Genomic DNA, 21,995 nt, shown 5'->3' with positions numbered 1-21,995 from the left:
TCACAGTCGCCTGAGGCGTCGAACCAGCCTCCACCTCCATCGCCGGAGCTTCCTGAACTGCCCGACCTGCGCTTGGTGTTTGCGGTGGTCCGGGCGGTGCGCCCTCCTGCTGCCCCGGTGATCAGGGCAAACAGGCCAAAGCCTGCGATGAGCATGGTAGTTATAAGAAATATACTCAATCAGTCTCCTTCGTTTGTTTCAGGAAATCCTGTTTCCTGATTAAAATAGTAGATTATTTTCCCGCTCCCGAAAATAGCCTGAATATGAAACTTTCATGACATTCCGGATCACGTCAAAACTCTGCGCTGCCTAAGGTGCAGCGCAGAGGATCTCGGGCTGGTTCCCCTTCAAGCTGCCGTGCGTTGCGGAAAGAGGACGGCTTGCGGGGCGGTTTTGACTCCGCCCACGATCAAGGGGTCCCGATAGAGGCGAGGAGACGGTATTCCCAGCCTCGAATGGAGCTTTGCGGCCGAACTTGGCAGGAACGGCAGGAGGCAGCGGGCAATGATCGCAAGGCCGTAGACCTGCTCGGCCAGGCAAGCGCCAAGGCGAGCAGTGGTCGCCTGCCGATCCTCCGGCGTGAGATCGGCAAGCAGGGCTTTCGCATCCGCCCACGGCGCGCATTTTGTAAACCGCCTGTTCGCCTCGCCGATAAACACAAAAATATCGGCGAGGCCGAGATGGAGCTCGTAGGCATCAAAGGCTTCAGCCACCTTCCCCGGAAGGCGGGCAGCCTGGTCCACGAACGCGCTGTCCGGCACGGGCGGAACGATGCCGCCGAATGACGTGGACAGAAGCGCAAGTACCCGGTTGGCGAGATTTCCGAGCTGCCCGGCGAGCTCGCCCGACCACGCGGCTTCGAGACGTTCGCCGGAGAAGTCGCCATCGTCTCCCGAGCGTATATGCCGGAGCAGGTAATATCGCAGTGCGTCCGGCGTTGCGTAGGATTGGATGATGCGTTCCGGATCGATGCCGTTGCCGGCCGACTTGCCGATCTTCCGGCCGTCTACCGTGACGTAGCCGTGCACGAGGATCGACGATGGCGGCGGCAGACCTGCGGACAAGAGGATGGCCGGCCAGTAGATGGCGTGGAACTTGGAGATGCCCTTGCCGACGACATGGATGCGTTGGCCGCCGTTCCAATAGTGCTGCAGCAGGGTCGGATCGGACCCGTGGCCGAGACCAGTGAGATAGTTCGCCAGGGCATCGAACCAGACATAGACGACCTCATCCCCATCGGGCACGGGAACGCCCCAGCCTCGCGCCCGCTCCGCACTGCGCGACACGCTGATGTCGGTCAGGCCACGCCGAAGCAGGGCAAGGATTTCATTTCGCCGATGAGCCGGGACGATCCGAAGCTCGCCGGTCTCGACGAGCTCAAGCAGCCGGTCGCCATATCGCGAGAGACGGAAGAACCAGTTCTCCTCGCGGATGGTCTCAAGGGCAAGCCCATGTTCCGGGCAGCGCCCATCATCGAGTTCCGACGGCTCGTAGAATTGCTCGCAACCGACGCAATAGAGACCCTCATATGCCTTGCGATAGAGTTCGCCATTGCCGGCGCATGCCCTCCACAAGGCATGGACGCAGGCGATATGCCTTGGATCGCGGGAGGTGCGGACGAATTCCTCGTTGGAGATATCGAGCAGGCCGCCGAGGCGCTCGAACCTGTCGGCGTTCGCGTTCACGAAGTCCTTGACCTGCACTCCCGCGGCTTCCGCCGACCGGACATTCTTCAGGCTGTTGTCGTCGGTTCCGCACTGGAACCTGATGTCGTGGCCGAGAAGGCGGAAATGGCGAGCATAGGCATCGGCCTGGACCAGTTCGAGGGCAAAGCCCACATGCGGCGCGGCATTCACATAGGGGATCGAGGTGGTGATGTAGATCTTGTTCATCGGTATTTCCTTTCGAAGGCTGTTATTGCCCGCGAGACGGATCGACCCATGAAAAGACCGCCTCGAGGGCGGTCTCTGGTGCATTATGGACGCACGAAACCCGCCACGCTATGAGCGCGGCATCATCATCACGACAGTGCTGATCACGGTGTTGTCCATACAAATTTCTTACCATCAAGGGCGGCTTCGAACAAGCGCGCTCGTTGCCAGCCCGTCACACCAGCCCGGGCACGACGAACACCAACCAGGCGACGATCGGGCCGATGATCGCGATCAGGGCGCTGTAGATCAGCAACTGTCGCAGCACCTGCTCCCGCCTGTCGTCCGGTGCATTGGCGACGACAAGCGCGCCGTTGGTGGAAAATGGGCTGGTATCGACGATCGTCGTCGAGATCGCGATCGCCGAGACCACACCGATGGCGCTGACATGTCCTTGCAGGAGGAATGGGACGGCGAGCGGGATGATCGCGCCGAGCAGCGCGGTCGAGGATGCAAAGGCCGAGACGATAGCGCCGGTAAAGCAAAGCAGGAGTGCTACCAGGAGCGGCATGCCGAGACTGGATATACCGTTCGCCACGTAGTCGACCGTCCCGGCCTTCTCCATGACGCCGACATAGGTGATGATGCCTGATATCAGCAGCACGGTCGACCAGCTGACCTTGTCGATTGCCGCCTTCTGAGTTTTCGGTGACAGCAGCGCCAGGGCGACAGCCACGGTCATGGCGACGAGGCCAACGTTGAACTTGAAGACCAGGGCGCCGATACCGAGCGCCGTCAGGCCGATCAAGGTGGTAATTCTCTCATTGTTCAGGCGCAACGTCGTCGCGGTATCGGCCGCCGTGCCATAGGCATGCTCCCTGATCGGTTTTGCCGGCGTGCCGCCGTGACCTCTGATCGACTCCGATACGCCCTCGGGATGGAGTTCGGGCAAGGGGCCAAATGATGTGGGTTCCTGCTTCATCACCCTGGCGCCGCCGAAAACGAAGAAGACCAGCACCGCGATCGCCAGGTTGAAGAAGAAGCTGGAGAGAAACAGCGAGGTCGGCGCGAAAGGCAGGCCGGCCTTCGCAACGATCTGGTTGGTGATACCGCCATAGATGCTGATCGGCGAAAAGCCGCCCGCCTGCGCGCCGTGGATCACCATCAGGCCCATCATGACCGGGTGAATGCGGTACTGCACGGCAAAGCTCAAGGCGACAGGTGCGAGAATGGCGACGGCAGCAGGCCCAAGTGCACCGAAACCGGTAATGATGGCGGCGACCAGGAACATCACCCAGGGAATCAAGCCGATCCGCCCGCGCACCAGGCGGACGGCACATTCGACGAGCCAGTCGATCGTGCCGTTGATCTGCGCTATGGCGAAGAGGTAGGTGACGGCGACGAGCGTCAGGAACAGGTCACTCGGAAAGCCGGCGAAAATGTCGGTGGTTTTCATCCCGATGACCATCGAGCCGAGCACGAAGGCGCCGGCAAAGGCGAGCGCACCCATGTTGATCGGCTGGATCGTCGCAATGATGAACATCGCGACAAGCAGGCCTATGGCCAGTAATTCAATACCCATGATTCCCCTCCCTCCGACGCCTCCAGCGCCGTAGTTGTTGTGTTCAAGATTGATGCGGGATGTCGACGCACCCTCCTCCCAGAGGGCGCAGCCGTCTTACTTCCTGGTATAAAGATCGGCGTATTGCTGCCGCAGAATGTTTTTCTGAACCTTGCCCATCGTGTTGCGTGGCAGGTCGTCGGCGAAGATGACCCGTTTGGGCTGTTTGTAGCGCGCGAGACGTTGCTGGAGGGCGCTGACGATGGTCTTTTCATCGAGGACGGCGCCGGGTTTGCGCACGACGACAGCCGTTACGCCTTCTCCGAAATCGGGATGCGGCACGCCGATCACAGCACTCTCAACCACACCCTCGATCTGGTCGATCTCGCCTTCGACCTCTTTCGGATAGATGTTGTATCCGCCCGAAATCACCAGGTCCTTGCCGCGTCCGACGATGTGGATGTAGCCGTCCCGGTCGATCTTGCCGAGATCGCCGCTGATGAAGAATCCATCTGCCGTGAACTCCGCCGCCGTCTTTTCCGGCATGCGCCAATAGCCCTTGAAGACGTTCGGCCCCTTGATCTCGATCATCCCCGTTTCTTCAGGCGGCAGCACGAGCCCGGTGGCGGGGTCGGTGACGCGCACCGTCACATCAGGCAGCGGGAAGCCGACGGTTCCGGCAATGCGTTTGCCCTCATAGGGGTTGGACGTGTTCATATTGGTTTCCGTCATGCCGTAGCGCTCGAGAATGGCGTGACCGGTACGCGCGTGGAACTCGGTATGGGTTTCGGCAAGCAGCGGAGCCGAACCGGAAATGAACAGGCGGATGCTGGCTACCGCTTGCTCGTCGAGGCGCGGACTTTGCAGCAGGCGCACGTAGAAGGTCGGCACGCCCATCAGCATCGTTGCCTGCGGCATCAGCGAAACGACCTCGTCGGCGTCGAATTTCGACAGCAGAAACATCGAGGCGCCGGCGAGCAGCGTGACATTCGTGGCGACGAACAGCCCATGCGTGTGGAAGATCGGCAAGGCATGGATCAGCCGGTCGCCTGATGTGACGCGCCAATAATCCCGCAAGGTCAGGGCGTTCGAGAGCAGGTTCCCATGTGTGAGCATCGCCCCCTTGGAACGTCCCGTCGTTCCCGACGTGTAGAGGATCGCAGCCAGATCATCGGCGGAACGCGAGGCGTCGACAAAGTCGGCCGGCTCATCGCGCGCGAGATCCAGCAACGAGCCGCTGCCGTCGGCATCGAGCGTTTCGACGATGGCGCCCTGGGGCTTGGCGATCGTCTCCACACCGCCTCGAGCGGCCGACGCAACCACCACCAAACGCGGCTCCGCATCGCCGATAAAGTAATCGAGCTCAGCCAGCGTATAGGCGGTGTTGAGCGGCAGGTAGACCGCGCCGGTTCGAAGACAGGCGAGATAGAGGATCAATGCCTCGGCGCTTTTCTCGACTTGCACCGCCACCCGGTCGCCGGGGCGAATGCCGAGCGCGTCCATCGCGCTGGCAATGCGGCCGGAAAGAGCGAAGGCATCGTCATAAGTCCATGTGCGGGTGTCATCGATCCGGATGAACGGTGCGTCACCGGGCGCAGCCGCCCGCATGGCGTCGAAAAGATGGTTACTCACTTTCGCCCTCCTCCAAGCGTTGAGTTCACTATTTGTTGGAATGGCCGGGAGCCTTGCTGGCCATTGCCGCCGCGGCGGCTTTCGTCGTTCTGGCTGAGCAGGCTTTTGACGGCAGGCGAGGCAATCACTTCGCCGCGCTGCGCTAAGGCCTCGTGGTTGGCCACGATATCGTCGAGCTTGTAGAGGTAGTTGACCATCAGGCCATGGGCCTGCTGCATCGCCTTGGCCGAGCGGTCACCGAGAAAATTCAGTCTTTCCAGTCGAGCGCCGTTGCCGAGATGGAAGCGGGCGACAGGATCGACGGGGCGGCTCTCCGGTGTCCGTTCGGTCAGGAAATAGCGCGCCGCAAGCGGTAGCAACACACGCTCCACTTCCGTCGCCGTCTTCTCGTCGTCGGGCCAGTTCGGATCGTCCAGCGCCGTCAGCGTTTCGCGGGCCGCTTCCGGCAGCAACCGGTCGGTGGCCGAGGCACGCGCCTTGGCAAGCCAACGGGCAAAACCTGGAACGGGCGACAGCGTAACGAAATTCTTGAGGCCAGGCAGGTCTCTGCGCAGGTCTTCCACGACCTGCTTGATCAGGAAGTTGCCGAACGAAATTCCGCGCAAGCCATCCTGGCAGTTGGAGATCGAATAGAAGACGGCCGTCGTCGCCTCGTCGGCATTGATCTGCTCCCTGCCCTCGACGAGCACATCGCCGATCGCACTGGGCACGGATCGTGTCAGCGCCACCTCGACGAACACCAGCGGCTCGTCAGCCAGTCGGGGGTGGAAGAAGGCAAAGCATCGGCGGTCGGCCGGTGCCAAACGACGGCGCAACTCCTCCCAGCCGGCGATCTCGTGCACGGCCTCGTATTTGATAATCTTTTCAAGGATGTAGGCCGGCGTCGACCAATCGATGGGCCGCAGCGTCAGAAAGCCGCGATTGAACCAGGAGCCGAACAGATGCGTGAAGTCGGCGTCAAGCGCGTGATAACCTTCGGATTGGTCTTTGGAAGCCAGCAGCTGCTCACGCATCCGGACGAGCTTGGCGGTGCCGTTCGGCGCGTGATTCAATCGGCGCAGAAGCTCCTGTCGCCGCGGCTCGGCTGCCTGGTGGAGGGCAATGACCGCGGCAGAGCTTTTATCGGTGCGGTAGTTTTCGATTGCCTGGTCGAGCCTCACCGTGTCGGGCCCGAACTTTTCATGCAGCATATCGAGGAATGCCTGCGCGCCCTCGCTGTCGAGCGCGCCCCAGCGATCGAGGATCTCGGCGGCAAGCGCCATGCCCGAGGCTTCGCCCCGGCTCGATAGCAGCATTTCACAGAGTGTCTGGAGATCGGCCTTGGCTGCGACCTGCGTGGCGCGCGCGCCGGAAAACAGAAGCTGGCGTCCGCGATCCGTGATGCTCTGCAGCATGTCGGTGAAGAAGGAAGCCTCAGACATGCCATTCTCCTCTCTTTCGCTGGTCTCTTCTGTTGGGCCGGCTGGTTTCGCGGGCTGCTTTGACGGCTGCTTCCCATTGTCGGGTTTCACCGGTAGTATGTAGAATGCCATTCTTCGTACACGAGGTCAATGATCGTGTATACAAGAATTGCGTTTATGTATGAGGGAAGTGAGACGAATGTCCGAGAATGTCGGTCGATGGCTTCGTGATGAGATTGAAAACTCAATTCTTTCCAACGAGTTCTCCCCCGGTGAGCGGCTCGACGAAACGGTGCTTGCGACGCGTTTCGGGGTCTCCCGCACACCGGTGCGCGAGGCGCTGATGCAGCTCGATGCGATCGGCCTCATCGAAATCCGACCGCGCAGAGGCGCCATCGTCATCGATCCAGGGCCACACCGTGTCTATGAAATGTTCGAGGTGATGGCCGAATTGGAGGGCTTGGCCGGGTCGCTCGCCGCCCGACGGCTGGACGAGGCCTCCCGGGAAGCGATCACGGCCACCCACGGCCGCTGTGAGAAATCTGCCGCGGCCGGTGACAGCGACGCCTATTATTACGACAATGAGGAATTCCATAAGGCCATCTACGCAGCCGGCCGAAGCGAATTCCTGGAGGAGCAATGTCTGCAATTGCACCGCCGCCTGCGGCCCTATCGCCGCCTCCAGCTGCGCGTGCGCAACCGCCTGTCGACCTCCTTCTCAGAACATTGCGCCATCGTCGACGCGATCTTTGCCGGAGACGGCGACGAAGCCCGCCGCCTGCTGCGGACGCATGTCGGCATTCAGGGAGAGAGGTTCAGCGATCTGGTCGCCAGCATGGCGGCTAGGTGATTGGATTGCGGGAGTAACCTCAGGAGAAAGGTCGCTGCGCTATTCTTGGGGTTGATCGCCACGATGCGGAGAGATCGGAGGCTTTTGCTTGTCGGGCCACGCCGAACGAAGTGTTTTCCAGAAATCCCGGAGCGCCAGAAGAAGCGCGCCGTTGTATTTTCCGTACATGAACGTCACCGCGTCATCGGTCTCCCACTGCCCTTTCTCTCGCTCGTTTTTCACTAAAAACTCCACGGTATCGGCAGGAAAGGGATCTCTGCCCGTCTATTGTAAAGGTCGCATCCAACCGCGTCACGCGGGAGTAACAGATTCACCTGTCCTCGATAAGATGAAGGCGGCGCGTTCTCTCACGGAAGGATTGGGATCAGCTCTCAGCCTCAACGCGAGCTCCTCAGCTTCGCGGCTTCCACGCCACTGCTGAATAACTGCCGTCAGTGCGGCGCGTCGGACGATTGCAGATGTATCTGACGCGGCAGCTCTGATGACAGCCGCTTTATCGAAGGAGATTTGGACGTCACGGAAGTCGAACTTAGGCTCTCGCGCCCGTTTTCCCATAGATTTGTCTATCCACTTCCACTCCCAGCCAACTTGCCAGCCAGCACGCTCGTCCGCAATGGCTTTGACCGCCATGGCTCGAATCCATGGTTGTTTCGCGCTTGCCGCCAGTCGAGACAAATGAGGATCTATCGAACTATTCTTCAGCACGAGACGAAAAGTCCGTGAAGTAGGCCCGGTTTGCGCTTCACAGAGGATTCCGCTGAGCTGTTCAGCCACATCAGGCCTTGCAAGCGTCGTCTCCATAGCCTCGCGTTCGACGCCCCATCTTCCCCAACTTTCTTGGTGCAGAAGCAGGGAGGTCACGGCATTGGCGATTACCTCAGCCGAGGTGAGCGGGAAGCACCGCTTCGCACAATCAAACGCAGCAGCGCGGACTGGCTCCGCCCAGTCATTCAGACGTATGGCGATTGCCGCGAACAGAAAAGAACTTTGCAGCCCGCCGGTTATCCTCTTGAGGGCAACTTCCCTCATCCGTCCATTGCAATGAAACAGGAAGAGATAACGAAGGTCGGGAAATTTCAATAACTGCTGCTTATCAGAGAGATGAGGCCGGAACAGTCTGCCAGGCCACGCGGGCTCCGGACGCCAGCGATATAGCTTTGCTGCTGTTGCAATCGCCGGGGCAGATTGGCTGATCGTTGTAGCCGGGAGAGCGGATATGCCAGCTACAGCGGAAGGCAGCTGCGCTTCGACACTTTGGCCGCTATTCAGGCGCTCCCCAATGGCAACCAGCAGTTCCTGTAGATCGGGGGGTAAAACATCGGATTTTGTCATTGAGCGATTTTGGATTGCTGACATCTGCAGATCAATGGGGCGGCAGGAAAACAAAAGCGCATCCCGCCGTCCGCACGGCATCCTAATCCAAAAACCGATAAAGCCAGTCGCGCGTTTCCTCCGGCAGCGAGGCCGGCGACTGGTCCTCGCGGGTGCGGGCCTGCCAGATGATCTCGACCTCGGCGGCACGCTCCTCCCCGGTGTCGATCGAAATGAGGAAGCCGATGGAATGCATGCCGATCTTGTCGATGGTGGCGGTGAAGGTTGCCGGCTCGTCATAGTGCAGCGGACGGTGGAGCATGCAGGAAACCTTGCTGGGGCTATAGACGGGTTCGTCATCGACATCGGGCCGTGACGACCAGAAGCCTGCCAGGACGGACTCGGCATAGGAAATATAGGAGGCCAGAAACATCTGGCCGTTCATATCGACATCGCGAAACGGCACGCGTATTTCCGCCACATCCGGGCGTTTCGACTGACTCATCAACAGATCTGCCCTACTCAGTTCCCCATGGTAACACTACTGCATAATTGCTTATACCGGAACCGGCTTAAGGAATTACGCAATAGTTACAGTGTTCTTTGCGCGCCTGAAAAGATGCGGCGCTGCTGCGATGGACCGGCTCGACGGAAACGGCGCAAAGGGGACAGTGTGAAGGCGAACGGTCGGACGGCGCGGCAAGAGCGCTTGTTGAAATCGTCGGGCGATGCCCCATCTGCTGTGGCACATGACATAAGCGACCGATAGAGTGTATTCATGAGCACCCGTCTTTATGAACACCCGATCTTCCTGGAACATGTCACGCCCGCCGGCCATCCGGAGCGATCGGACAGGATCCGCGCCATCAATGTCGCGCTGGAACATCCGAATTTCGAGCGGCTGGAACGCCGACAGGCGCCGCAGGCGAATGAGGATGCGGTGCTACTGGCCCATCCGGAGGAACATCTGACCGCCGTCATGCGGGAGATCCCCGAGGAAGAGGGCGAGATCAACCAGATCGAAGCCGACACCTATGCCAGCAGCAAGAGCCTGCAGGCGGCGCTGACCGGCATCGGCGGGGCGATGGCGGCGGTCGACGACGTCTTTACCGGCCGGGCCGACAATGTCTTCGTCGCCGCCCGCCCGCCGGGGCACCATGCCGAGAAGATGACGGCGATGGGCTTCTGCTTCTTCAACAATGCGGCGATCGCCGCCCGGCATGCGCAAAAGACGCATGGCGCCGAGCGCATCGCCATCGTCGACTGGGACGTGCACCACGGCAACGGCACGCAGGATATCTTCTGGGACGATCCTTCGGTGCTGTTCTGCTCGACCCATCAGATGCCGCTCTATCCCGGCACCGGCGCCAAGGACGAGAAGGGCAAGCACAACACCATCGTCAATGCGCCGCTGTCGCCGAATGTCGGCAGCGACCATTTCCGCGAGGCATTCAAATCGCGCGTGCTGCCCGCTCTTGACGATTTCCGGCCGGATCTCATCATCATCTCCGCCGGCTTCGACGCGCATCACCGCGATCCGCTGGCGCAGATCAATCTGACCGGCGAGGATTTCGACTGGGCGACCGGGCGCGTGCTGGAACTCGCGGACCGGCACTCGAAGAACCGGGTCGTCAGCCTGCTCGAAGGCGGTTATGATCTCGAGGGACTCGCCGAATCGGCGGGCATGCATATTCTGAGAATGATGAAGGGTTGAGAATGACTGACAGCGTCAAGCCGGAGGTGTCCGGCCTTTCCTTCGAAAAGGCGGTCGCCGAACTCGAAAGCATCGTCGCCCGGCTGGAACGCGGCGATGTGGCGCTGGATGAATCGATCGAGATCTACGAGCGCGGCGAAGCGCTGAAGAAACATTGCGAGATGCTGCTTTCGGCCGCCGAAAACCGCATCGAGAAGATCCGGCTCGACCGCGCCGGCAAGCCGCAGGGCGTCGAGCCGCTGGACGGCGCCTGAGACAGCAAACTCCCTTTCGAAGACGCTTGGCTATCGGCTTCCGGCCGATCTATGATCCCCTTGCAAAACGATGAGGGGACGGAAAAATGACGGACAGATTGAAGGGCAAGGTCGCCATTATCTCGGGCGGCGCGACCGGCATGGGCGGTGCCGCCTCGAAGCTTTTTGCAGCGGAAGGCGCGCGTGTTGCGATCATCGACCGCAATGGCCAGGCGGCGGCCGAGACAGTCCAAGCGATCCGTGATGCCGGCGGCGAGGCCGACTGCTGGACGGCCGATGTCTCGGACGAATCCGCCGTCAATGCCGCCGTCGCAGGCGTCGAGGCACGTTACGGCGCAGTGACCGTGCTCTTCAATCACGCCGGCACGATCGTCATCAAACCTTTTCTGGAAACGACCGTCGAGGAATGGGACTGGCTGCATGCCGTCAACGTGCGCTCGATGTTCCTGATGACCAAGGCGGTGCTGCCGAAGATGATTGCCAGCGGCGGCGGGTCGATCGTCTGCACCTCGTCGATCTCGGCGGTCGCCGCCACGCCGATGGAAGTGCTATACGACACGACCAAGGGGGCGGTGCATATGTTTGCCCGCGCCATCGCGGTGGAATTCCGCGATCGCAACATCCGCTGCAACGCCGTCTGCCCCGGCTTCATCCGCACGCCGCATGGCCTGCGCGAGGTGGCCGACCTGCAGGCGCTCGGCGTCGACGTTTCGGATGCCGCCATTGCCGCCCAGCAGGGGCGGATCGGCGAACCGGAAGACGTGGCACGGGCCGCGCTTTACCTCGCTAGCGACGAATCGAGCTTCGTCAATGGCGCCCATCTCTTCGTCGACAATGGTTTTACCGCGATCTGAGCCCCGACGCGTGTCCGATTGGACGCGCGGCGCACTTTCAGGGCTGAGCGTCCTTTCCGCGTCCGATTGGACGCGCGGAGCTCCAGGCGCTATCTGTGGGCGATGACGCTCGGCACTGTAGCGATCGGAGATCCGACATGTCCTTCTTTCCCGGTAAAGACCCCCTGCCCGGCGATGCCTTCGCCTGCGATGCGATCGAGAACCTGATCATCCCGCGCACCAGCGATATCGGCGGTTTTCAGGTGCGCCGCGCGCTGCCCAGCCGGCAGCGGCGGCTGGTCGGGCCGTTCATCTTCTTCGACCGCATGGGGCCGGCGATCCTGAAGCCGGACGAGGCGCTCGACGTCAAGCCGCATCCGCATATCGGACTGTCGACAGTCACCTATCTGTTCGACGGCGAGATCCGCCATCGCGACAGCCTCGGCACCGAAAAGGTCATCCGTCCCGGCGATATCAACCTGATGACGGCCGGCCGCGGCATCGTCCATTCCGAGCGCACGCCCGAAAATCTGCGTGGCCATCCGCTGCTGATGTCGGGGCTGCAGACCTGGCTGGCGCTGCCCGATGACAAGGAGGAGATCGATCCCGCCTTCGCCCACACGGAAAAATCCGCCATGCCGCTGATCGAGACGAGCGGCGTGCGCGGGCGGGTGGTCATCGGTTCGTTCGAAGGCATGACATCGCCGGTCGGCGTTTTCTCTGACACGCTCTATATCGATCTCGACCTGCAGGCGGGCGCCAAATTTCCCTTCGGCGCGGCGCATGAAGAGCGCGCCGTCTATGTGCTGTCGGGCGAGGTCGTCATATCAGGCGACCGCTTCGCCGCCGACCAGTTGCTGGTCTTCCGGCCAGGCGATGCGATCACGCTGGAAGCCGGCCGCGATGGCTGCCACCTGATGCTCTTCGGAGGGGCGGCGCTGAATTCGAAACGTTATATCTGGTGGAATTTCGTCTCCTCCTCAAAGGAGCGGATCGAACAGGCCAAGGAGGAATGGCGCACCGGCCGCTTCGATATCGTTCCCGGTGACGAAGAGGAATTCGTGCCTTTGCCGGAAGGCTGAACCCCTGATCCGAATGCTCCGGATCGAAGAAATAGAGGGTGATATCCGCCGAAAACCGCTCACACTTTTCGGCATCATGCTTTAATAGTGGGAGCATGATGTTGCCCGAAAACCGCTCACACTTTTCGGCATCATGCTCTAAGGTGAAAACCTTCGGTTCCTGAAATGCACTTGTTTTGCCGCAATCTAATCGAATAAAGCGGAACAAGGAAAAGCAAGAAAGAGCGCCCGCCCGTGACACAACTGCCGAAGACCCCCCTGCTCGACCAGGTCATCTATCCCGCCGACCTGCGCAAGCTCGAGGATCGCGACCTGCCGCAGCTTGCCCGCGAAGTCCGGGACGAAATGATCGATGCGGTGTCGCGCACCGGCGGCCATCTCGGCGCCGGTCTCGGCGTCGTCGAGTTGACGATCGCCATCCACAGCGTCTTCGACACACCTGATGATCGGCTGATCTTCGACGTCGGCCATCAATGTTATCCGCACAAGATTCTCACCGGCCGGCGCGACCGCATCCGGACGCTGCGCCAGGAAGACGGGCTGTCCGGCTTCACCCGCCGGGCGGAGAGCGAATACGATCCCTTTGGTGCAGCGCATTCCTCGACCTCGATCTCGGCCGGCCTCGGCATGGCGATTGCCGCCGACCTCGACAAATCAGACCGCCGCGTCATCGCCGTCATCGGCGACGGGGCGATGTCGGCCGGCATGGCCTATGAGGCGCTGAACAATGCCGGCGCACTCGATGCGCGCCTCATCGTCATCCTCAACGACAACGATATGTCGATCGCGCCGCCGACGGGCGCCATGAGCGCCTATCTCGCGCGCCTTGCCTCGGGTCGCACCTATATGGGCTTCCGTGACTTCGGCAAGAAGCTGACGGCCTATCTCGGCAAGAACATCGACCGGGCGATCACTCGCGCCGTCGAGCATGCGCGCGGCTATGTCACCGGCGGCACGATGTTCGAGGAGATGGGCTTCTATCATATCGGGCCGATCGACGGGCACTCCTTCGACCACCTGCTGCCCGTGTTGCGCAACGTGCGCGACAATGGACGCGGGCCGGTGCTGATCCATGTCGTCACGCAGAAGGGCAAGGGCTATCCGCCGGCGGAAGCCGCAGCCGACAAATATCACGGCGTCAACAAGTTCGACGTCATCACCGGGGCCCAGGCAAGGGTCAAGCCGAATGCGCCGAGCTATACCAGCGTCTTTGCCGAAGCGCTGGTGCAGGAAGCCACACTCGACGACAAGATCGTCGGCATCACCGCCGCCATGCCGAATGGTACCGGCCTCGACAAGCTCGCCGAAGCCTTTCCGTCGCGCTGTTTCGACGTCGGTATTGCCGAACAGCATGCCGTGACCTTCGCCGCCGGCCTTGCCGCAGAAGGCTACAAGCCATTCGCCGCCCTCTATTCCACCTTCCTGCAGCGCGCCTACGACCAGGTCGTGCACGACGTGGCGATCCAGGGACTGCCGGTGCGTTTCCCGATCGACCGTGCCGGCTTCGTCGGCGCCGACGGGCCGACGCATGCCGGCTCCTTCGACACGGCCTTCCTCACCACCCTGCCCGGCTTCGTGGTGATGGCGGCGGCCGACGAGGCCGAACTCAAGCACATGGTGCGCACGGCTGTCGCCTATGATGGCGGGCCGATCTCGTTCCGCTATCCGCGCGGCGAAGGTGTCGGCGTCGACATGCCGGCGCGCGGCGAAATCCTGCAGATCGGCAAGGGCCGCATCGTCAAGGAAGGCACCAAGGTTGCCCTGCTCTCGTTCGGCACCCGGCTTGCCGATTGTCTGCTGGCCGCCGAGGATCTCGATGCCGCGGGGCTTTCGACGACAGTCGCCGATGCGCGTTTCGCCAAGCCGCTCGACCGCGACCTGATCCGCCAGCTTGCCCGCCACCATGAGATCGTGATCACCGTCGAGGAAGGCTCGATCGGCGGCTTCGGCAGCCATGTGACGCACTTCCTCGCCAGCGAAGGCCTGCTCGACAACGGTCTGAAGCTGCGCTCGCTGGTGATGCCCGACATCTGGATGGAGCAAGCCAAACCCGAAGCGATGAACGCCCATGCCGGGCTCGACCGCGCCGGCATCGTCTCGACGGTGTTCAGGGCGCTGGGACGTGGTGTTGCGGTTGGGGTTGCGGGATAAGTGATTTGGGTGAGGGCATGCCGTGTGGCCCCCTCATCCGCCCTACGGGCACCTTCTCCCCGAGGGGGAGAAGAGGGAATCGAAACGTCGCCGCAAATCTCTTCTCCCCCCGGGGAGAAGGTGCCGGCAGGCGGATGAGGGGGCTGCCCGGCAGGTCCTCTCAATAAAAAAGGCGGCGCATCACTGCACCGCCCTCTTCATTTAACGTCCCTTCCCTAGGAAAGGCGTACTCTCAGAACTCCGTCCAGTCTTCCTTCACCGCCGCAGCACTCGCCTGTCTTCCGCCGAAAGCCTTGGCGACGGTGCGGGTCAAAGCGTGGGCCGGGGAGGCGACCGGGCGGGCGTTGGTGCCGGCAACGCTTGCGCGCGGCGCCGGGGCCACCTGGCCGAGCTTGAACTGGCGCAGCAGTTCTTCGAGGGCGTTTGCCTCCTGGGCGAGTGCATGGCTGGCCGCGGTCTGCTCCTCGACCATGGCAGCGTTCTGCTGCGTGCCCTGGTCCATGTTGTTGACGGCGGTGTTGATCTCCTGCAGGCCGATCGACTGTTCGCGCGTGGCGGTGACGATGGCGCTGACGTGGTGGTTGATCTCCTGCACCTCGGAGACGATGACCTCCAGCGCCTTGCCGGTCTCGCCGACGAGGCCGACGCCGGCAACGACTTGTTCGCCCGAGGTGGTGATCAGCGCCTTGATCTCCTTGGCCGCCTTGGCCGAGCGTTGGGCGAGCTCGCGCACTTCCTGGGCGACGACCGCAAAGCCCTTGCCGGCATCGCCGGCGCGGGCGGCTTCGACGCCGGCGTTCAGAGCCAAGAGATTGGTCTGGAAGGCGATGTCGTCGATGACGCCGATGATGTTGGAGATTTCACCCGAGGACTTCTCGATCTGCTGCATGGCGGAGACGGCCTTGCGGACGACTTCGCCTGACTTTTCGGCGCCGAGGCGAGCTCGCTCGACGAGATTGCCGACATCCTCGGCGCGCTTGGCGCTGTCGCGGACGGTGGTCGTCACTTCTTCAAGCGCTGCTGCGGTCTGTTCGACGGCGGCAGCCTGCTGCTCGGTGCGGTGGGCAAGATCGTCGGCGGCCGAGCGGATTTCGCCAGCGCCGGCATTGATCGCCGAGGCGTTGCGGCCGACCGATTGCAGTGCCGCCTGCAGCTTTTCGACGGCATGGTTGAAGTCGTTGCGCAGGCTGTCATATTGCGAGGCGAACGGCGTCTGGATACGACCGGCCATATCGCCGTTGGCAAGCTCGGCAAGGCCGCCTGCCAAGGCGTCGATGGCATAGCGGATCTCGCCTTCCTCGCGCGCCTTCTGCTCGTCGCCTGCCCGGCGCTGGCGCTCGGCGTCGTCGCGCATGCGGTCTGTTTCGCCGGCAAGGCGCAGCTTCTCGATCGCCGCCTGCTTGAAGACCAGGACGGACTGAGCCATGCGGCCGATTTCGTCGCCGCGGTCGGTCGCCGGAACCTCGATATCGTTCTGACCGCCGGCGAGGCGATCCATGGCGCTCGTCATGCCGACGACCGGGCGGACGATCGTGCGCGACATAAGCCAAGCAAGCATGGCGGCGGCAAGCGAGGCGACGATGCCGCCGGCAAGCAGCGTCGTCTTCAGATGGCTGTTGGCATCGGCGCGGATCGCGGCCAGCGCTTCCGACTTTTCACGCGCGGTGGCCTTGATCTTGGCCGAGGCCTGGCGGAACCCGTCGAGCTGGCCCTTGGTGGCGTTGACGCCGATCTTGACGACCTCTTCGATCGGCATGTCGGTTTCCTTGCGCGCCTTGGTCTGCGGCTCGGCAAGTTCATGGAAATAGAGATCGGCAGCCTTCTGCATGCCGTCGATCATCTCGACCAGCTGCGGCTCGCCGGCCGCCGTCTGCTTGGCGGCGGCAATCGCCTTCAGCATGCGCTCGCGGTTGGCGAAGACATCGCCATAGGTGCTGTCGCTGCGGAAGAGGATGAAGCCGCGCAGGTTGACGGCCTGCTCGAGCATCGCCTGCAGCGCATCGTCGATCTGGTTGACGAGCAGCTCGGACTTTTCCTGCTCGGCAGACGCGGCCGCAGACGCCGTCGCCTTGGAATAGACGAAAGCGGAAACGGCGACGAAAATGAGAATGAGGGCTGCGAACGTGGCCGCAAGCTTACCGTTCAAGGATATGTTTTTGGCGGACATCGGTGATTTCTCCTGACGACAGTCGACGCGGCGAGGCAGGTCGCACGAGACGCAACCGCCGGGATGTTTGAAGCTGAGAACATGATCGGCGTGGAAACGCTTGCGCCGTCATGGCGCCGAGCGGCTTGGATGAACCGCTACAATCACGCCGAACCTATCCGGCCAGGCTTTAAATTTGTTTAAATTTGTGCGGCGCAACAGCGGCCAAGCCTGAGGATTATTGTGCCGTTTCTGGAGGATTGAGGATCAGGATGTCGAAATCCTTCGCAGGATCGAAATCCTCGGCCGTCATCCGGAAGGTCGTAGGACCGATCTTCTGAACATTGCTGCCGCAGAAGCTGATGAGGCTGCCGGGCTTGCCCTTGTCGATCGTCAGCTGGAAGCGCTTGATCGGTCCCGCCCAGTTGGCGCCGGTCGACAGCACATAGGAGATCCAGCTTTCGGTATAGTTGGCGCCTCCGGCCTCGGCTTCCCGCGCACGCTGCTGGGCAACCCTGACGAAATCTCCGTCGAGGCAGTATTTGCGGGAATATTCCTCGAAGCGCTCACCCTTCGGCTCACCACCTCCGAGAAAGCTGATGGCGACGGTGCCTCCGACGGCCGGCTTGTAACGATGCTCGACGCTGACCTTTTTCTTCGCCGGGAAGGTGGTGCGCCACCAATAGGTCGAGCGCAGCGTCCAGAGCGGCACGAGATCGACCTTGGCATCGCCGGCGCCCATGGGATAGACGAGGCCGCGGGCGATCCAGTCCTTGCGGACGGTTTCGGGAAGTTTGGCGAGCGCCTCAGTCGTCTTCTGGCTGTAGGGCAAGACGGGAATGCCCTGCTTGGCGAACTCGTCGGTCACGTCGATGCCGAGCGAGACGACGCGCTGCTGCAGCTTGGCGGTGATCGGCCTTCCATCCTGCACGGTGGAGAAATGCAGGAAATTATCGCTGTCATAATCGGAGATGGCGGAATTGTTGTCGACCTGGCCTGATATGTCAGGCATCGGAAAGGCGACCAGGCTTTCGACATCCTTGTCGGAGCTGTTCTCGAAGACGTAGTCGACACGCACTTCCGAAGCGGAGATGAAAAGATCCTCTTCCGCCATGCTGACATCGTCGGATTGGGCAAAGATCAGCCCGCCGGTCTTGACCTCGGCCATAGTGTCGTTCGCGAGCGCGGGCGACGCGATCACTGCCGCGACAATCAGAGTGAAGAGCTTCAGCATAGAACACCCCCGTGTCTGCGGCACGCCCCGCGATCGCCGCGGCAGGATTATCGCCGAAAGCTTTTGAGGGTCAATGACGGTCTTGGGAACAAAATGCTTGCAACCGGCGGCTTTGCCGGTCATGCACAGCCGATGTCAGATCAAAACACCCAACGCCTCGACCAGCTTCTCGTCTCCCTCGGCCTCTTTGCCAGCCGTTCACGCGCCCGCGACGCCGTGCAGCGCGGCACCGTCAGGATCGGCGGCCAGGTGGTCACGAAGGCCGGCGCGCTGTTTGGCGCAGACGCGGAAATCGAGATCGACGATCCGGCGCAAGACTATGTCTCGCGCGCCGCGCTGAAGCTTGCCGCAGCACTTGAGCATTTCCGGCTCGATCCCGCCGGCCATCACTGTCTTGATGTCGGCGCTTCCACCGGCGGCTTCACCGAGGTGCTGCTGCAGCGCGGTGCCGCGCATGTCACTGCGATCGATGTCGGCCATGGGCAGATGCATCCGCGCATATCAGGCGATCCGCGGGTGACCAACAGGGAGGGCCTCAACGCCCGTAACCTGACGGCAGACGATATCGACCATCCCGCCACCTTCATCGTTTCCGACGTCTCCTTCATCACGCTGAAGCTGGCGCTCGCGCCGGCCCTTGAGATCGCCGAACCCGGCGCTGTCGCCGTGCTGCTGGTCAAGCCGCAGTTCGAGGCCGGGCGCGATGCGATCGGCAAGGGCGGGATGCTGAAGGACCCCTCGTCTGCTCCCGCCGTTGCTGCAGAACTGGCGCGCTGGTTCGTCGAGGACATGGGCTGGAAAAGCCTTGGCCTCATCCCCTCCCCGATTTCCGGCGGCGACGGCAATCAGGAATTCCTTCTGGCAGGATTGAAGCCGTGAGCACCGAAACCGTCACGATCGAGAAGCTCGGCGCCCAGGGCGACGGCATCGCCAGCAGCGCCGGCGGGCCTGTCTATGTGCCCTTTTCCCTGCCCGGCGAAACCGTGGCGATTGCCCGCGTCAAGAGCCAGGGCACGATCATGTCGATCACGACACCCTCGCCCGACCGGCAGGAGCCGCCCTGCCGGCATTTCGGCCCGGATGGCGTCAACGGCACCTGCGGCGGCTGCACGCTGCAGCATATGGCAGATGCGCCCTACCGCGCCTTCAAGCGCCAGCTGGTCATCGACGCGCTGAAATCCAAGGGGCTGACGCCGGAGGTCGGCGAGATCGTTCCGGCCCGGCCGGGCGAACGCCGGCGTGTCGTCTTTGCGGCACGCAAGACCGAGAAGGACATGCTGATCGGTTTCAACCAGGCCGAAAGCCACCATATCGTCGCCATCGAGGAATGTCCGATCTCGTCGGCAGGGATCATTGCCCGGCTGCCGGCGATCAGGGCGATTGCTGCTTCGCTGGCGACCAGCGCCGAACCCTTCCGCGTCGCCGTCCTCGAAACGCTTTCCGGCCTCGACATCTCCGTCGACGACGTGAAGAAACTCTCCGACCCGCAGCGGCGCAAGGCAATCGAGACCGCGCTCAGCCTGCGCGGCATCGCCCGTGTTTCGCTGAACGGCGAAATCCTCGTCGAGCCGTCTAAGCCGATGGTCGAATTCGGCGGCGTCCAGGTTTCACCACCGCCGGGCGGCTTTACCCAGGCGACGAAGCCGGCGGAAGAGGCGATGGCGGAGCTGGTCACGGCTCATGCCGGCAAGTCGAAGCGGATCGCCGATCTCTTTGCCGGCTCCGGCACGTTTTCGCTGCGGCTGGCGCGGATCGGCCGCGTGCACGCCGTCGAAGCCGAAGCAAAGGCGCTCGCAGCTCTCGATCATGCCGCCCGCAACACACAGGGGCTGAAACCGGTCACCGTCGAAAAGCGCGATCTCTTCCGCCGCCCGCTGATGACGCAGGAGTTCAAGCCCTATGACGTCGTCGTCTTCGATCCGCCGCGCGCCGGTGCCGAGTTCCAGTGCCAGGAGCTTGCCCGCTCAGGTGTGAAGAAGATCGTGGCCGTTAGCTGCAATCCGCTGACGCTGGCGCGGGATCTCGCGATCCTCGTCGAGGGCGGCTACCGGATCACGCAAGTGACGCCGATCGACCAGTTCCTCTGGACCTCGCATGTCGAGGTGGTGGCGACGCTGGAGAAATAGGCGTGCCTGTCGGAAAGACGAAAAGACGCAACCCATACTATAACGGCCCAGTGTCCGATCACTTCGACGGCACACATTTCTTCAATCCCGAAGGTATTGAGCCCCTTGGCTTCCGCGATCTGCTGCGGTGGCAATTCGGCGGTGGCCGTGAGCGCTGGCCTCAGTCGGTCCCAAGTCCATACCCGGCGGCCAAGCCGGATCCATGCGTCGACGGCGAGGATCTGAGGGTGACCATGGTTGGTCATGCAACAATGCTCGTGCAGGTCGCTGGGCTCAATATCCTCACCGACCCGGTATGGTCAGAGCGCGCGAGTCCCCTCGCTTTTGCCGGACCCAGGCGCGTCGTCCCACCGGGTATCGCGTTCGATGATTTGCCCCCGATTGATCTCGTGCTGGTGTCGCACAATCATTATGATCATCTCGATATCGCAACGCTCAGGCGGTTGGGTGCGAAGCATCGGCCGCGTGTCGTGACGCCACTCGGCAATGACACGATCATTCGCCGTGCCGTGCCCGATATACAGACGACATCGATGGACTGGGGCCAGCACATTTCGCACGCCGGAATAAGCATTGATGCGGAGCCTGCACACCATTGGTCCGCCCGCGGAACCGCCGATCGCCGGATGGCGCTCTGGGCGTCGTTCGTTTTGTCGACTCCAGCCGGAAAAATTTATCACGTCGGAGATACGGGCTTTCACAACGGCATCAATTACAAAGCGGCACAGCAGAAGCATGGCGGCTTTCGCTTGGCCATTTTACCCTTCGGCGCCTATGAGCCGCGCTGGTTCATGAAAGGGCAGCACCAGAATCCACAGGAAGCGGTGATCGGGATGAAGTTGGCAAATGCGGCCTATGTGGCCGGGCATCACTTCGCCACGTTCCAACTGACAAATGAAGCGGTCGACGCGCCGGCAAGAGCGTTGCAAGACGCAATGAGCGAGCATGATATTCCCCCGGAACGGTTCCGGCCGCTCAGGGCCGGCGAGGTATTTAATGTGCCAGCTGTCTAATCGCTATCCGTTTGCTCCCGGTGTTGGTGTCGATCGCCGCGAAGCGATGCCAGGCGGCGCTCAGCGACGCATGAAGGCTTCGAAGGCCGCCCGCGCCTCGGCACTTTTCAGCCGCGCGGAGAAATAGCGGGCCTCCTCGTCGATGCGGGCGATGATCTCGCCACGATCGCCGCGAATGAGGTCGCGGGAGATACGCAACGCTTCCGGCGGCTTGGCCGCGAGCTTCGCGGCGAGGCCAAGCGTCAGTGAATCGACCTCGCCTGGCTCGACGACCTTCCAGACCAGACCGGCTTCCCTCGCTTCCTCGGCCGAGAATGCTTCGCCGGCCGCCAGCAGGGCGAAGGCGCGCTGATGCCCCATCAGGCGCGGCGCGACGAGGCTGGAGCCGGCCTCCGGGACCAGCGCCAGATCGACGAAGGGTGTGCGGAACTGGCTGCGGCTAGAGGCGATGGTCAGGTCGCAATGGAGATGGATCGTCGTGCCGATGCCGACCGCCAGACCGTCGACGCCGGAGACGACGGGTTTTTCGGCATTCACCAGCGCATAGAGGAAATCGAGGATCTCCTGCTCCAGGCCGCGGCCGCCCATTGCGGCAGCCAGAAAATCGTTCAGGTCGTTGCCGGCCGAGAAGCAGCCTTCGGTGCCGAGCAAAGCGGTGGCGCGGATGCCGGGATTTGTGTTGGCCGCATTCAGCGCATCGGCCATGGTGCGATACATGGCGCGGGTGATGGCGTTCTTCTTCTCCGGCCGATTGAAGCGGATAGACTGGACGCCGGGATGGGCGGAAGGCTGCTCGACGATGATGTGATCGGTCATA

Annotated in this window: 19 protein-coding genes; 9 read left to right on the top strand and 10 right to left on the bottom strand. The window is 62.2% G+C overall.

Translation table 11 applies throughout. The features are described 5' to 3' along the window. Positions 1-347: 347 nt before the first annotated feature. The 4 genes from G9X67_RS15910 to G9X67_RS15895 form a co-directional block, all read right to left on the bottom strand. Positions 348-1,892, bottom strand: coding sequence for a methionine--tRNA ligase (locus G9X67_RS15910; protein WP_171599141.1), 1,545 nt, complete (start codon positions 1,890-1,892; stop codon positions 348-350). Positions 1,893-2,106: 214 nt separating this feature from the next. Continuing rightward, positions 2,107-3,453: an SLC13 family permease gene (locus G9X67_RS15905; protein ID WP_171599140.1), complete on the bottom strand. Its 1,347-nt coding sequence runs from the start codon at positions 3,451-3,453 to the stop codon at positions 2,107-2,109. A gap of 96 nt (positions 3,454-3,549) precedes the next feature. Next, positions 3,550-5,064: an AMP-binding protein gene (locus G9X67_RS15900; RefSeq protein ID WP_171599139.1), complete on the bottom strand. Its 1,515-nt coding sequence runs from the start codon at positions 5,062-5,064 to the stop codon at positions 3,550-3,552. After that, complete coding sequence (locus G9X67_RS15895) at positions 5,061-6,485, bottom strand: malonyl-CoA decarboxylase (protein ID WP_171599138.1); 1,425 nt, start codon at positions 6,483-6,485, stop codon at positions 5,061-5,063. Before G9X67_RS15895 ends, G9X67_RS15900 begins: the two co-directional genes overlap by 4 nt. 178 nt (positions 6,486-6,663) lie before the next feature. Between G9X67_RS15895 and G9X67_RS15890 the strand changes: the two genes are divergently transcribed. Next, positions 6,664-7,314, top strand: coding sequence for a GntR family transcriptional regulator (locus G9X67_RS15890; protein WP_171599137.1), 651 nt, complete (start codon positions 6,664-6,666; stop codon positions 7,312-7,314). A 39-nt stretch (positions 7,315-7,353) separates the two neighbouring features. Here G9X67_RS15890 and G9X67_RS15885 read toward each other — a convergent pair whose 3' ends face one another. The 3 genes from G9X67_RS15885 to G9X67_RS15875 form a co-directional block, all read right to left on the bottom strand. Then, entirely contained in the window at positions 7,354-7,536 is a 183-nt protein-coding gene (locus G9X67_RS15885) for a hypothetical protein (RefSeq protein ID WP_171599136.1), read from the bottom strand. Between the two features lie 69 nt (positions 7,537-7,605). Continuing rightward, positions 7,606-8,646 (bottom strand): hypothetical protein, encoded by a 1,041-nt coding sequence (locus tag G9X67_RS15880; protein ID WP_171599135.1) that lies wholly within the window; start codon positions 8,644-8,646, stop codon positions 7,606-7,608. A gap of 82 nt (positions 8,647-8,728) precedes the next feature. After that, entirely contained in the window at positions 8,729-9,130 is a 402-nt protein-coding gene (locus G9X67_RS15875; RefSeq protein WP_138387985.1) for an acyl-CoA thioesterase, read from the bottom strand. A gap of 273 nt (positions 9,131-9,403) precedes the next feature. On the opposite strand from G9X67_RS15875, the gene G9X67_RS15870 reads away from it, so the two are divergent. From G9X67_RS15870 to dxs, 5 genes are all read left to right on the top strand, one after another. Next, complete coding sequence (locus G9X67_RS15870) at positions 9,404-10,339, top strand: histone deacetylase family protein (RefSeq protein ID WP_171599134.1); 936 nt, start codon at positions 9,404-9,406, stop codon at positions 10,337-10,339. A gap of 2 nt (positions 10,340-10,341) precedes the next feature. Next, on the top strand, positions 10,342-10,593 hold the full coding sequence (locus G9X67_RS15865) for an exodeoxyribonuclease VII small subunit (RefSeq protein ID WP_171599133.1): 252 nt from the start codon (positions 10,342-10,344) through the stop codon (positions 10,591-10,593). 86 nt (positions 10,594-10,679) lie between these two features. Beyond that, positions 10,680-11,447 (top strand): SDR family oxidoreductase, encoded by a 768-nt coding sequence (locus G9X67_RS15860; protein WP_171599132.1) that lies wholly within the window; start codon positions 10,680-10,682, stop codon positions 11,445-11,447. A 137-nt stretch (positions 11,448-11,584) separates the two neighbouring features. Further along, positions 11,585-12,508 (top strand): pirin family protein, encoded by a 924-nt coding sequence (locus G9X67_RS15855; protein WP_171599131.1) that lies wholly within the window; start codon positions 11,585-11,587, stop codon positions 12,506-12,508. 234 nt (positions 12,509-12,742) lie between these two features. Next, positions 12,743-14,659 carry a 1-deoxy-D-xylulose-5-phosphate synthase gene (gene dxs, locus G9X67_RS15850; RefSeq protein ID WP_171599130.1) on the top strand — a complete coding sequence of 639 codons (1,917 nt, stop codon included), beginning with the start codon at positions 12,743-12,745 and terminating at the stop codon, positions 14,657-14,659. Between the two features lie 232 nt (positions 14,660-14,891). Here the strand turns inward: dxs and G9X67_RS15845 are convergent, their stop codons facing one another. After that, complete coding sequence (locus G9X67_RS15845) at positions 14,892-16,826, bottom strand: methyl-accepting chemotaxis protein (RefSeq protein WP_171599129.1); 1,935 nt, start codon at positions 16,824-16,826, stop codon at positions 14,892-14,894. A 217-nt stretch (positions 16,827-17,043) separates the two neighbouring features. Then, complete coding sequence (locus G9X67_RS15840) at positions 17,044-18,039, bottom strand: DUF4424 domain-containing protein (protein ID WP_171599128.1); 996 nt, start codon at positions 18,037-18,039, stop codon at positions 17,044-17,046. Between the two features lie 132 nt (positions 18,040-18,171). Between G9X67_RS15840 and G9X67_RS15835 the strand changes: the two genes are divergently transcribed. The 3 genes from G9X67_RS15835 to G9X67_RS15825 are packed head-to-tail and all read left to right on the top strand — an operon-like array spanning position 18,172 to position 21,178. Next, the gene (locus tag G9X67_RS15835) at positions 18,172-18,918 is read left to right on the top strand and encodes a TlyA family RNA methyltransferase (RefSeq protein ID WP_171599127.1); all 747 of its coding nucleotides are present in this window, start codon (positions 18,172-18,174) and stop codon (positions 18,916-18,918) included. Continuing rightward, positions 18,915-20,165 (top strand): class I SAM-dependent RNA methyltransferase, encoded by a 1,251-nt coding sequence (locus G9X67_RS15830; protein ID WP_171599126.1) that lies wholly within the window; start codon positions 18,915-18,917, stop codon positions 20,163-20,165. The genes G9X67_RS15835 and G9X67_RS15830 overlap by 4 nt, the downstream gene beginning before the upstream one ends. Before the next feature lie 2 nt (positions 20,166-20,167). Beyond that, positions 20,168-21,178 (top strand): MBL fold metallo-hydrolase, encoded by a 1,011-nt coding sequence (locus G9X67_RS15825; protein WP_171599125.1) that lies wholly within the window; start codon positions 20,168-20,170, stop codon positions 21,176-21,178. A gap of 60 nt (positions 21,179-21,238) precedes the next feature. Here G9X67_RS15825 and G9X67_RS15820 read toward each other — a convergent pair whose 3' ends face one another. Then, positions 21,239-21,994 (bottom strand): crotonase/enoyl-CoA hydratase family protein, encoded by a 756-nt coding sequence (locus tag G9X67_RS15820; protein ID WP_171599124.1) that lies wholly within the window; start codon positions 21,992-21,994, stop codon positions 21,239-21,241. Position 21,995 lies beyond the last annotated feature (1 nt).

Origin of the sequence: Rhizobium sp. WYCCWR 11152, assembly GCF_013087615.1 — a bacterium.
Taxonomy (GTDB): domain Bacteria; phylum Pseudomonadota; class Alphaproteobacteria; order Rhizobiales; family Rhizobiaceae; genus Rhizobium; species Rhizobium indicum.
Note: the sequence above shows the minus strand (reverse complement) of the source record. Positions and strands in the feature narration are given on the sequence as shown.